Genomic DNA, 12,401 nt, shown 5'->3' on the forward strand with positions numbered 1-12,401 from the left:
GGGCGCCGGGGCGCCTAGATAATCTTCTCGTCGTGGGGCTTGAGGACAACCGCGAGGAACACGCAGGGCTCGCCGCCGATGGCGATCATGCCATGGCCGCGCCCGGAGTCGTACATGAGGAAGTCGCCCGCCTCGAGCTCCTCTACGTGGTCCTCGTAGGCGAAGCGCATGCGGCCGGAGATGATGAAGTCGAGCTCCTGGCCCTTGTGGCGGGACAGGTGGATGGGCACGTCCTGCTCCTCGGGCAGGTAGGGCGCCGTGACCAGGAAGGGCTCGGCCAGCTTGTGGCGGAAGTGCGGCGCCTTGTGCAGGTACTCGAAGCCCGCGCGACGCTTGATGGACAGGCCGTCGGCCGCACGGGTGAGCGAGTAGCCCGTCAGGTGCGGGTTCTCGCCGGTGAGCAGCTCGATGACATCGACGCCGAACTTGTCGGCGCACTTGTACAGGAAGGTGAAGGACAGATCCTCCTCGCCCGACTCCTGCGCGGCGTACTCGGCCGTCGAGCGGCCGGTGGCGTCCGCCATCTCCTGCAGGGTGAGGTCGAGGTCCTCACGCAGCGCCCGGATGCGCGCGGCCACCTCTTTGATGTTCGGCTCCATGAAGCGACCTCCTTATCCGGTCTCGTGGTTAGCGTATCGGACTATTGTAGCGAAGCGGTATCGGCCTTCGTTTCGAAAGCGTTAAATCATCGGGGGCGCGCTATAGATTCTCCCGGTCACGCGTCCCCGCCTCGAGCGATCCCCCCGTCGAAGGCGCTTCCCGGATTTCTGGCCAAAAACGCTGCGTTTTACGCAGATGGAGGGGCCCTGGGGCGGGATTGCTCGTGGGGGATGCGGGGTTTTCCCTGGTCAGCGCCGAGCGGCTGCGAGGGGCGCGGTACGGGCGCGAAGGATTCTGCGTAAACTGCAGGGAATTTGGCCAGAAATCCGGGAATTCCGGGCGAGGGGGCAGGCTGGATGCGGAGGGAGCCGGCCTTTTGCGCTGGGGAGGCGAGGGGGGGGGTGGCCTCTCGGGCATGCGGAGCCTCTGGGGGCCGGCGGCGCTGAGCGCTCGCACGGCAGCGCGCTGGTGCCGAGCTTCGGCAGGGACTTGTCCCTACGGCTCCCGGTATCCATCCGCCAGCGTCTTGGCGCCGAAGTTCGTCGGGGTCTGTCTGACTTCGATGCCCACCAGGCCAGGGGCCTGACGCTGAAGCGGCTGCGCCGCCCGCATGGCCAGCCGCCCCCCGCGCAAGCGCAGGCCCCCGCCTTCCGCGCCGCCCGCCGGCCCAGCCGCTCCCTCGGCCCCCGCGCGCCGAAGCTCGGATCAAGGCGCCAGCAGGCGCGCCAGGGCCGGGGAGGGCGCCGGCGTTCGGCTCCGAGAAACGGGCGGGCATCGGGGGCATGGCGCGCATCTGCCGCTGCGCGCGCCGATCGAGCCCCGGCTCGTGGGGCCCAGGCGCGGCGGGACCGCAAGCGCGGCGGGCGCGGCCCTAGGATCGGCGGCGCAGGAGCGCGAGGAAGTGGGCGTCAGGGCCGCCCGGCTCGAGGGCCACCGAGAAGAAGGGCAGCTCCACGCCCAGGTCGGGACGGGCGAAGGGGATGATCTCGAAGCCGGCCCCCTGCTCGCTCGCGAGGAAGGCCTCCACCACGGCGGCGTTCTCCTCGGTCGTGACGGTGCAGGTGGCGTACGCGAGCGTGCCGCCCGGGGCCACGTGGGCCGCCGCCGAATCGAGCAGGCGCGCGCCGAGCGCCGCCTGCTCGGCGATGGTGTCAGGGCGCAGGCGCCAGCGGATGTCGGCATGGCGGCGCAGGGTGCCGAGCCCCGTGCAGGGGGCGTCCACGAACACGCGGTCGAACAGGCGCTCGCCCACGAGCGCGCCCAAGTCGCAACCGTCGCCGGTGAGCGCGTCTTCCACCTCGATGCCGAACTGGGCCGCGCGCTCGCGGAGGAGCTTCGTCTTGAAGGCGTGGGCGTCCACGGTCACATAACCCGACACCTGGTGCCCGAAGCGGCGCTGCGCGCAGGACTGGTCGAGGATGGTCTTGGTGGCGCGTCCGGCGCCTATCTCAAGGAACGACGCCGGCTCTTCCTCGCCCACCACGAGGCTGGCCACGGCCTGGGAGGTGGCATCTGAGACGAGCAGCAGCCCCTGGGAGAGCATACGGCGCACGCGCCCGTCAAGGAGCGCCAGGCCCGACGCCAGGCAGTAGCAGCCCTCCACGCGGCGGCCGGCCACCTCCACCGGCTCAGGCTGGCCATGGGCGGCCGCCAGGATGGAGACCACCTCCTCATCGGTCGCCTTGGCGGCGTTCACGGCCACGTACACCGGCGCGGGCTCGTTGGAGGCCGTCATGAGGTCATGGGCGCCCTGCGGCCCGAGATCCTTGATGAGACGCTCGGCAAGCCAGGCGGGGAATCCATGGAGCCGCGCATAAGCGCGCAGGTCGGTGCGCGGGTCGCCGAAGGGGAAGCTCTCCTTGGCGCGCACGACGCGGCGCAGCACGGCGTTGGCCAGGCCGCCGGCGCGCGGGGCGACGGACTTGACGAGCTCGACGCCCTGGTCGACCGCCGCATGAGGACTCTTCTGGAGGAAGATGATCTCGTAGGCCGAGAGCGCCAGCGCGTCGCGCACCGCAGGGCTCGCGTCGTCAGGCGAGTCCATGCAGCCGTCGATCACGTCGTCAAGCGTGCCGCGGGTGCTCGTCACCCCGAGCACGAGACGCGTGGCGAAGGCGCGCTCCTCGCGGGCGATCTTGGAGGTGTCGATGGTCGAGGCGATGACGTCTTGGGCGAAGGCGTGGCGCTCGCGCAGCTGGTGGATGGCCTCGAGCGCGAGTCCGCGCGCCTCGGTGGCGCGCCCACGCCGCGGCGGGGCCTGGCGGCGGTCGGCATCGCGAGGCCCGCGGCGTTCGCGGTCGCCCCCGGCGCGAGGCCCACGGTCGTCTCGCCGGGGACTGTCGCCCTCGGGGCGGGGAGCACGCTCGTCGGCGGCTTGCGGGCCGCGAGCAGGGGCATCCCGACGCTCGCGGCTGTCAGGCGCATGGCGGTCGCCCTCGGGGCGGGGGCCATGCGCCTGATCACGCCCGCGACCGAAGCCGGGCTTGCCCTGGGGGCGACCTCCGCGATCATCCCCAGGACGGCCCGACCGCTGGCCGTCGAAGCCGCGGGGGCCCTCGGAGCGCGAGCCGCGCCCGCGTTCACCCTGCCCGTCTTGAGAGCCGCGGCCCCGGTCGTCCCGGAACCGGCGGTCTCCCCCGCCTCGCCCTTCGTCGCGCCTCGGGCGGCGATCATCGCGCTGCCCACGGGAGCCCTGCGCCCGCTGGCCGCCACGCGCGTCTTGTCCGCCCTGGGAGCGCGGGCCCCGTCGCTCGCCCTGTTGTCCGCGGCGGTCGTCTCGGCCCTCTCGCGGGGATCGGTCGTCGCGTCGGCGCCCCTCGGGGGCGCGGCGGTCGTCATGCACAGGACCACGTTCCTTTCTCGTCCCGCAGCGCGGGGCAGCCAGCCGCGAACGCGCGGCCGTCCATGGGCTTCTTTCCATCGGGCTTGAGCCCGGTCACCTCGAGCGCGCCGTCAGCGCAGGCGAGCACGAGGCGCTTGGCCGCCACGAGGGCATCCCCCGGCGCGGCCTGCGCGGCAGGCTCCGCAGCGGGACTGCCTGCAGGCAGGGGCGCGCAGGACAGCACCGTCACGGGGCGGCCGGCGATGACGCAGCGGCTGGGATGGGCCTCGCCAGACGCGCGGACGCGCCGGGCGTTCTGCTCAACGGTCGCGTTCGGGTCGAGGTCGAGCTCGCCCTTCGCCACCTTCTCCGCGTAGGTGACGGCCGTCTCGTCCTGGGGCGTCCAGGGCAGTGCGCGGCCTGAGGCCAGCTCGTCGAGCGCCTCGACGAGCGCCTCGCCGCCCGCCTCGGCCAGCTCGGCGGTCAGCGTCGCGGCGTCCTTGCCCGCCACGGGCACGGCGCGGCAGATGCAGTAGGCGCCCGTGTCAAGGCCCTCCTCCATCTCCATGACGCACACGCCCGCCTCCTCGTCGCCGGCGAGGATGGCGCGTTCGATGGGCGCCGCGCCGCGCCAGCGCGGCAGGAGCGAGCCGTGCACGTTGAGGCAGCCGAATGGCGGCACGTCGAGGATCTCCTTGGGGAGGATGGCCCCATAGGCGGCCACGCACACCACGTCGGGCGCAAGCGCGGCCAGCTCGGCTGCAGCCTCCGGCGTGCGCAGGGTGCGCGGCGTGAGCACGGGGATGCCCCGCGCGGCGGCCTCCTCCTTCACCGGCGAGGGCACGAGGGCCTTGCCACGACCGCGCACGGCATCGGGGCGCGTGTAGACGGCCACCACCTCGTGCGCGGCGGCCACGCGCGCAAGCACCCGGGCGGCGAAGTCCGGCGTGCCCATGAAGACGACGCGCACCCTAGCCCACCTCGACGGAGGTGTCGCCCGGGCGCGCGCCGGCAGCACGGGCCTCCTCGTAGGCGGCGAGCGCCTCGATGCGAGTCACCGGGTCGCAGCTCTCGAAGAGCGTGCGGCCCTCCAGGTGGTCGATCTCGTGCTGGAGGCAGCGGCCGAGCAGGCCGTCGCCCTCGATCTCCCACAGCTCGCCGTCCAGGTCGTAGTAGCGCACGCGCGCCCATGGCTGGCGGGAGATGGGCACGGTGACGCCCGGACAGGACAGGCAGCCCTCGCCGCCCGTCTCCGGCTCGCCGCGCAGCTCGACGATCTCCGGGTTCACGAGCACGATGGGCTCCTGCTCGCCCTCGCCGTCCCAGTCGACGTCGATGACCACGAGCCGCTGGGCCACGCCCACCTGGGGCGCCGCGATGCCGCAGCCGTTGTTCTTGTACATGGCATGCGCCATCTGCTTGGCGAGACGCTTGAGCGACTTGTCGCCCACCTCGCAGGGCTCGCAGACCTGCGAGAGAATGGGGTCGGGCGAGGTGACAATCTTAAGCATGGAGCGTGTCTGCCTTTCTGACGTGCGGGGACGCGCCCTCTGGGCGCCGTTTTCGTTGTAGGCCATTGTGCGGCTCGCCCGCCTTGGTGTCCAGCGCGGGCGCGGAAACGCCACATTCCCCCGGCTTGCGGCGTCCCGCGCGGGGCAGGACGGCCCCCGAGGCAAGGCCGCTGCCACTTTTTCGCCGGAAAATGGCACGAATCGGCGGTTTGGTACGGTCGGCTCCTCCTCATACGCGGAATTTGTTAGCCCGAGAAAACCGTGACCTGGGAAAACCCCAGCAAAGCCTTGGCCCGATGGTGGCAAGCGCCCGTTTCGCGCGCGACCAACCGTACCAAACCGCCGATTCGTGCCATCAGGTCGGGAAAACCTGGCAGCGGCGAAGGACGGGGGGCGAAGCCGGCCTCCCTGACGCGCAAAGGGGCCAGCGGGCACTCAAGCTAGCCGCGAGCCGGGATACGGGCGAAGGCGGGAGCTGCGCGTCGGCGTGCGGCAAGGCGGCCCTAGGCCGGCGAGAGGGGCTTGTGGGCCAGGCGCCGCTGGTTGAGGTCGCCCTGCATGCCCACGACGCTCTGGAAGAGCGAGTCGTAGTCCTCGGGCGAGAACTGCGTCGGGTCGACGAGAAGGGCCTTCAGCGACGCGATGGCCTCCTCCGCGTCGCCGAGCGAGAGCTCCTCGGCCAGGTAGGCCGCCACCTCGCCCGCGTCCGCGCCCTCGGGGACGGCTGCGGCGGTGAGCGTGCCTGCGGCCCCCGGCACGGAGGCGGTGGCATTGGTGATGAGCGTGCCGGCCGTGGCGTGCGGGTCGCCCGCCAGGGTGTCGAGCAGCGATTGGGCGATGGCCCCGTGCGCCGCGCGGCGCCACTGGACCTGGGCGAGCGCGTCGGCATGCGTCAGCGCCAGGAGCGGGTGCTGCGCGAGCACCGAGAGGAACTCCCGCTCGAAGCGCAGGCGGCTGCGCTCGGCCTGGGTGAGGCGCCCCCGCGCAGGGGCCGGCTCCGGCAGGGGGGAGGCGCCGGGGACGGAGGCCTCCCCCGCCGGGGCCTCGCCGTCGCGACGAGCCGGCGGCGCCAGCGCGGCCAGGGCCTCGAGCACGTCCTCCTCGCGCGCGCGGCAGCGACCCGCTATCTGCACCGCATAGTCCTTGGCCAGAAGCGACTCCTTGATGGGCGCGAGCACCGAGAGCGCATCAGCCAGGGCGCGGGTGCGCCCCTCGGCCGTGGACAGGTCGTAGCGCGCCAGGCGGCGGTCGATGCCGTACTTGAGCAGCGGCTGGGCCCGCTTGATGAGCTCGCTGAGCGCCGCGGCGCCGCGGGCGGCCACGAACTCGGCCGGATCGAGGTTGTCGGGCAGCGTCACCGCGCAGAGCTCCACCTTCGAGCGGCCCGCCTCCGGCGTCATGGAGTCGTCGATGAACCCGAGCGCGCGGTCGGCGGCGCGCTGGCCCGCCTCGTCGCCGTCGAAGAGGTAGACGATGCGGTGCTGGGCGTGGCGCGAGAGCAGCCGGATATGGCGCAGGGTGAGCGCCGTGCCAAGCGTGGCCACGGCGTTGCCTATGCCGGCCTCGTGCAAGGCGATGACGTCGGTGTAGCCCTCCACCACGATGGCCGTGCCCGTGGAGGCCATGGCCGCCTTGGCGTGGTCGAGCCCGTAGAGCACCTGGGACTTGTGGAAGACGGGCGTCTCCTGGGAGTTGAGGTACTTCGGCTCGCCCTGGCCGATCACGCGCCCGCCGAAGGCGATGCACTCGCCCTGGGCGTCGTTGATGGGAAACATCACGCGGTCGTAGAAGCGGTCGCGCAGGCGCCCCTCGCGGCTGCGCGAGGCCACGTTGGCCTCCACCAGCTCATCGTCGCGGAAGCCGCGCGCCTTGAGGTGGCGCGTGAGGGCGCCCCGGCCGGGCGCGAAGCCGAGGTTCCACTCCTTGGGCACCTTGCCTCCCAGCCCGCGGCCGGCCAGGTACTCGCGGGCCTTGGCGGCCCCGGCGTCGGGGCTGCGCATGAGCTGGGTGTGGTAGAACTCGGCGGTGGCGGCGCAGATGTCCTTGATCCGCGCCTTCTTGGAAGCCGGCGCGGAGGGCCGCCCGCCCGTCTCCTGGATGTCGATGTGGGCGCGCTCGGCCAGCTTGCGCACGGCCTCGGGAAAGGAGAGGTCCTCGGTCTTCATGACGAAGGCGAACACGTCGCCGCCCTCGTTGCAGCCGAAGCAGTGCCACAGCTGCACCGACGGGTCGATCTTGAACGAGGGCGTCTTCTCCTGGTGCAGCGGACAGCAGCACCAGAAGTCGCGGCCCTTCTGCTTGACGGGCACGCGCTCGCCGATGACCGCCACGAGGTCGCTCGCCTCGCGCACGCGCTGGATGTCTTCGTCGCTGATGGAGCCCACGGTGCGCCGTGCCGCCTTCCTCTTGATGACGGGGCTGCCCTCATCACGTCGCCGGCAGCCCACCCGATTGGGCCAGTATAGCGCATGCCCGTCTGACCCCGGGCCTTAGGAGGCGGCGAATACGCGGACATATGGGCGGGAAAAGCCCCGGCGCTCTCACCGGTCAGGCGAGAGCGCCGGGGCCGCGCCTCTGCAGGGGAAATGCGCTAGCGGCTGCGGAAGGGCCGGCGCTTGCGTGCCGCAAGAACCAGCACGGCGAGCGAGCCCGCAGCGGCGCAGGAGGCCACCAGGACAATCGCGTTGTCGCCCGTCTGGGCGAGCGCGATCAGCTGCGGGATGAGGGCATCGTCGGAGCGGTCGTCACCCGATCCGTCCTCAGCGCCTGTGCCGTCGGCTCCGCCCTGCGAGCCATCGCCCCCGGCTACTCCGGCCCGCGTGCCGAGGCCCGCCTACACCTCGCGGGGGTTCATGAGCTCCTCGTCGAGCCCCACGCCGCGCACGGCCTCGCTCGGCTCGATCGCGTAGTTCGGCTGGGTGATGACCGGGTCGGGCATCGCGGCGATGCGCTCGACCACCCGCGGTCCTGCGGACAGATCGTCGTACAGGCCGAAGCCGAGCGCGTGCTGCGGGCAGGCCTCGACGCAGACAGGCGCACGGCCCTGCGCGATGCGCGCAGAGCAGCCGTCGCACTTCTCGACGCGCCCGCTCGCCTCATCGAAGCGCGGCGCATGGTAGGGGCAGGCGACCGCGCAGAGCTGGCATCCGGTGCAGGCCTCGTGGTCGATGGTCACGAACCCCCGCGCGTCCTTCAACACGGCGCCGGCCGTGCAGATGCGCAGGCACACGGGATTCGCGCAGTGGCTGCACGACAGCGAGACGTAGAACGCGGTCACGTCCTGCTCCCAGGCGCCCTCCTCGTTGAGGCGCCACGCGCCCGCCGCGTACTCGTGCACAGTGCGGAACATGATGCCCGGCCCCAGGTCATGGTAGTCCTTGCAGGCGATTACGCACGTACGGCATCCCGTGCACCTCTTCTGGTCGAACGAGAACCCGAACTGGCTTTCCGGCGCATTGATGCTCATCGGCCCTCCCCCTTCCCAGGCGCCGCGTCGTCGCGCGACGCCTGGAGCTTCGCGCGGCGCGCACGCTCGTCATCGCGCAGGAGGCGCAGGCGCACAAGGCACGAGTTGTGCGCGTTTCCGCAGGACCAGGCCGTGGGGATGTCAGAGGTCAGGGTGTTGGCGCACCCGCCCCAGTCGAGCTTGTCGCCTGCCATGTCCGCATCATGCCAGGCCCCCTGCGGCAGGCTCACGACCCCTGGCATGACGCGCGGCGTGACGCGCACGCGGCACACGAGGGCCCCCCGCTCGTTCTCGAGCACGACCTGGTCTTCGGAGGCCACGCCATAGCGCTGCGCGTCGATCGGGTTAATCGACAGGCGCCGCGGCACCGCCTCCTCGATCTCGCGGACGTTGGCGAAGCTCGAGTTGGCGCTCTGGCGGCCATGGTAGCTCACCAGCTGCAGCATCCCGCGCTCGCAGGCGGCCTCGGCGCCCTCGCGCGCGGGCAGGTAGGCGGGAATCGGGCTTAGGGGCGCTGAGATGCCGGCCTGCGCGCGCTCGCGCGCGAGCGCGGCGACGCGCGTCGAGTAGATCTCGATGAGCCCCGAGGGCGTTGGGAGCGGGTTCCTTGCGGGGTCGGCGCGAAAGTCCGCGAAGGCGACCTGCGAGCAGGCGTCGGCGCGGCGCAGCACGCCGCGCGCCCCCAGCTCCTCGTGCGCCCCTGCCTCACCTGCAAGCTCGCCCTGCTCCCAGCGGCGCTCGTCAACCTCGCAAGCCGTGGATCCCTCGGCGCAGAACGCCTCCTCCACGCCTAAGCGCCGAGCCAGCTCGCGCGCCACGTCCCAGGCGCCGCGTCGCTCGAAGGCGGGGTGGTCCCACGACTCGCAGTCGATGACCGCGCAGACGCCGTCGGAGTTGCCCGAGGCCACAAGCGCCGCCTGCTCGGACTGGGCAAGGTCGGGAAGGAGGATGTCGGCATAGCGCGCCGAGTCGGTCATCGCCACGTCGACGCCGAGGATGAACTCGCACAGCCCCTCGTCGGCGAGGATGCGATGCGTGCGGTTGATGTCCGCGTGCTGGTTGGTGAGGGCGTTGCCGCCGTGGTTGATGATGAGCTTGACCGGCGCCCGCAGGCGCTCGGCACCCCGCACCCCGGCGCTCTCCGCCGTCAGGGCCTCGCCCTGCTCGACGGCGCGCGACCAGGTAAACGCCGGTATCGAGACGCCCACGGGGTTGTCGCCCACGGACTCGTCGGGGATGGCGGGGCGCCGCAGCCGCTCGCGCGTGCCGCTGTTGGTGCCCGGCAGGCCGAGGTTGCCCGTGAGCATGGCGAGCAGGCACACGGCCCGCGCCGACTGCTCGCCGTGCTCCGTCCGCTGAGGCCCCCAGCCCTGCGTGACGAACGCGCGGCGGGCGCCCGCCAGCTCGCGCGCGAACGAGACGATGCGCGCCGAGGGGCAGCCGGTGATGCGCGCGGCCCAGGCGGGAGTCTTCTCGACGCCGTCGGGGCCGTCTCCCATGACGTAGGCTCGGTATCCCTCGGATTCAGGCACGCCCGCGGGCATCGTCTCGGCGTCATAGCCGATGCAGCAGGCGTGCACGAACGCCTCATCGACGAGGCCCTCGGTGATGAGGACGTGCGCCACCCCCGCGACGAAGGCCGCGTCCGTGCCGGGGCGCACGGGCAGCCACTCGTCGACGGCCCGGCTCATGAGGTCGGTATGGCAGGGGTCGACGGACACCACCTTGAGGGGCAGTCCCAGCGCCGCGCGCGCCTCGCGCATCTGCTCGAGGCGCCAGGCGCCGCTCGCGCCGCCCATCCGGGTGAGGGAGGGGTTGGCGCCGAACACGACGAGCAAATCGGCGTTGGCCACCTCGTCGAGCGTCGAGCCGCTGTAGTACCCGTCATCACCGTAGAGCGCCTCATGCGCCGCCTGGAGCTGGGCGCAGCTGTAGTCGCCGTATATGCCCAAATGGCCGCCATAGCAGTTCATCAGGCGCTCGAAGGGAGACCCCGACGCCGTCCAGCGAGCCGTGGCGTAGGGAACGAGCACCGCCTCGTTGCCCCAGCGCGCGACCACCCCGCGGATGCGCTCGGCCACCTCGTCGAGCGCCTCGTCCCAGCTTATCGGCTCGAAGCGCCCGAGGCCGCGTGGGCCGACGCGGCGCAGGGGGGCGTTCAGGCGCTCGGGGCTGTCGAGCCAGTAGCGCAGCGCTCGGCCGCGCAGGCAGGGACGCATCTGATCGCCCTCCTCGACCGCGCCGTCGCCTTCCGCCCATTGGATGCGGCCGTCGGCCACCTGCAGGCTCAGCACGCAGCGTGACCCGCAGTTGACCGAGCAGGTCTGGCGCGCCGGCGTCGTCGCAGGCCAATCGCCGGGCGCCCCCGCATGGCGCGTCATGAGGGGGATCCTGAGCAGGCGAGCAGCTCGTCCTCGGCGATGAGGAGGCGCTTGAGCATCTGGAGGACCTGCCGCTCGCCGAGGCGGCTCCCGCAGAGCGACACCAGGCTCGCGTAGATGTCCTCGCTCGCATCCTGCACGCACAGGACGCCCTTCGCCGTCAGCTGGAAGAGCACCCCGCGCGCATCGTGCTCGTCGGGCACGCGTACGAGCAGCCCCTGCTTCTCAAGCCGCACCGAGGCGGTGGAGACATAGGAGCGGCCCGTCCTCAGGAAGGCCACGACGTCTCGCGCGCGCAGCGTCTTGACCCCGAGACGGCGCTTGGGATAGAGCTCGAGGAGGAAGCGGAAGTCGGTGAGCGACAGCCCCGTCGCGTTCTTGGCCGCTGCGGCGGCCACCGCCGATATGATGGAGAACGAGGAGAGGTAGCAGCGCGGATCGAGCCTCTCGCCCACCGCGCAGGCGCCGCCCTCCGGGAGGCAGAAGCCGCCTGGAAGGGACAGCGGCGCGCGCAGGATGACGGCGAGCACGTCGCGCTCCTGGTCGGAAAGCGGCTCAAGGCAGCGCGACACGTAGTCGCCCACAAGGGCGAAGAGCCCCTCGGCGCAGGCGCGCCCGCTCGCGGTGAGGCAAAGCGCCCCGTCGGCACGCGCCTCGACGAGCACGCGCTCTGTGAGCGCCTCGGCGGCCGCGCGCACGTCGTCAGGCTTCATGACGAGCGCGTGGGCCACCTGGCAGACGCCGAGCGGGGAGACGCCGGGAAGCGAGAGCTGGAGCAGGACGCGCACGTGGGGCAGCGGCAGATCCTTGGGCAGCGTCCGCGTCAAGCCGCGGGAGGCCTTCGAGACCACGGCGCACCACAGCGTGACGATGTGAGCTTTCGAGGAATCCAACCGACCTTCCCTTCCGCGGGTCGGCGGCGCCCATCGGGCGCCGCCGTAGCATGCGGCCATTATAAGACAGGAAGGCGGGCAGGCGGGGCGCAACCCCTCGCCGCGTCAGCTGCGCGGGCGCTCCAAGAGCGCCACCAGGGCGAGCGCGACGTCAGCGAGCAGGGCGTAGTAGCCCGCCTGCGCGTCATGCACGCCCGAGCAGAAGCGCCGCGCCCAGGGCGAGAGGACGTCCTCGGCGAACGCGGCGGCGGCGTCGAGCAGGGCCGGGTCGTCGTCTCCGCGGCGGACGAGCTCGCTGCAGTAGAGCAGCTCGATGCCCACGTGGTCGGCGTACTGGTTGTTGTCCCCCGCCACGGAAAGCCCGATCTCCCTCAGGCGCTCCTGCATGCGGAAGGCCGGCTCCCCGAATCCGGACATCACCCCCTCGCCCACATGGAAGGTCTCCCACGGCGCCACCGCCGGCTCGGGCGGACCGACGAAGAGCCGGGCGTACTCCACCGACACCGCGCGCACGCGCTCGTCACGCGGGCGGCCCTCCCCTCCCTGCGCCCACTCGGCGCAGGCGGCGAGGGCGGAGGCGAGCGCCTCGTTCCCGAAGGCGGGGAAGGCCGCCCAGAAGGCCGGGTCGAGTCCCGCATCCGACGTCTGGCCCATCGGCTTGAGGAACGAGTTCCCCACGAAGGCCAGCGCCTCGGCAAGCTCGCGGCCGGATCCTCGCATGCGCTCCAT

At 72.2% G+C, this 12,401-nt stretch carries 9 protein-coding genes; all 9 read right to left on the bottom strand.

Going from position 1 to position 12,401, the window contains the following annotated elements; genetic code table 11:
• Positions 1-14 precede the first annotated feature (14 nt).
• Positions 15-599 (bottom strand): helix-turn-helix domain-containing protein, encoded by a 585-nt coding sequence (locus tag D1643_RS00250; RefSeq protein ID WP_160707464.1) that lies wholly within the window; start codon positions 597-599, stop codon positions 15-17.
• An 872-nt stretch (positions 600-1,471) separates the two neighbouring features.
• Positions 1,472-3,442, bottom strand: a complete 1,971-nt coding sequence (locus tag D1643_RS00255) for a transcription antitermination factor NusB (protein ID WP_160707466.1) — start codon at positions 3,440-3,442, stop codon at positions 1,472-1,474.
• On the bottom strand, positions 3,435-4,391 hold the full coding sequence (gene fmt / locus D1643_RS00260; protein WP_160707468.1) for a methionyl-tRNA formyltransferase: 957 nt from the start codon (positions 4,389-4,391) through the stop codon (positions 3,435-3,437). Before fmt ends, D1643_RS00255 begins: the two co-directional genes overlap by 8 nt.
• A gap of 1 nt (position 4,392) precedes the next feature.
• Positions 4,393-4,932, bottom strand: coding sequence for a peptide deformylase (gene def, locus D1643_RS00265; RefSeq protein WP_160707470.1), 540 nt, complete (start codon positions 4,930-4,932; stop codon positions 4,393-4,395).
• 503 nt (positions 4,933-5,435) lie between these two features.
• Complete coding sequence (dnaG, locus tag D1643_RS00270) at positions 5,436-7,316, bottom strand: DNA primase (RefSeq protein WP_160707472.1); 1,881 nt, start codon at positions 7,314-7,316, stop codon at positions 5,436-5,438.
• Positions 7,317-7,765: 449 nt separating this feature from the next.
• Positions 7,766-8,398 carry a 4Fe-4S dicluster domain-containing protein gene (locus D1643_RS00275; RefSeq protein WP_160707474.1) on the bottom strand — a complete coding sequence of 211 codons (633 nt, stop codon included), beginning with the start codon at positions 8,396-8,398 and terminating at the stop codon, positions 7,766-7,768.
• Entirely contained in the window at positions 8,395-10,779 is a 2,385-nt protein-coding gene (locus tag D1643_RS00280) for a DMSO/selenate family reductase complex A subunit (protein WP_160707476.1), read from the bottom strand. Before D1643_RS00280 ends, D1643_RS00275 begins: the two co-directional genes overlap by 4 nt.
• Positions 10,776-11,672: a MarR family winged helix-turn-helix transcriptional regulator gene (locus D1643_RS00285; RefSeq protein ID WP_160707478.1), complete on the bottom strand. Its 897-nt coding sequence runs from the start codon at positions 11,670-11,672 to the stop codon at positions 10,776-10,778. Before D1643_RS00285 ends, D1643_RS00280 begins: the two co-directional genes overlap by 4 nt.
• Before the next feature lie 105 nt (positions 11,673-11,777).
• Entirely contained in the window at positions 11,778-12,401 is a 624-nt protein-coding gene (locus tag D1643_RS00290) for a molecular chaperone (protein WP_236643244.1), read from the bottom strand.

The sequence above is a fragment of the Enterorhabdus sp. P55 genome, from assembly GCF_009911695.1.
Classification (GTDB): Bacteria; Actinomycetota; Coriobacteriia; order Coriobacteriales; family Eggerthellaceae; genus Enterorhabdus.

Coding starts and splice junctions, on each gene's coding strand:
- D1643_RS00280 (WP_160707476.1), bottom strand. CDS start 10,779: ATGACGCGCCATGCGGGGGCGCCCGGCGATTGGCCTGCGACGACGCCG.
- D1643_RS00250 (WP_160707464.1), bottom strand. CDS start 599: ATGGAGCCGAACATCAAAGAGGTGGCCGCGCGCATCCGGGCGCTGCGT.
- def (WP_160707470.1), bottom strand. CDS start 4,932: ATGCTTAAGATTGTCACCTCGCCCGACCCCATTCTCTCGCAGGTCTGC.
- D1643_RS00275 (WP_160707474.1), bottom strand. CDS start 8,398: ATGAGCATCAATGCGCCGGAAAGCCAGTTCGGGTTCTCGTTCGACCAG.
- D1643_RS00290 (WP_236643244.1), bottom strand. CDS start 12,401: ATGGAGCGCATGCGAGGATCCGGCCGCGAGCTTGCCGAGGCGCTGGCC.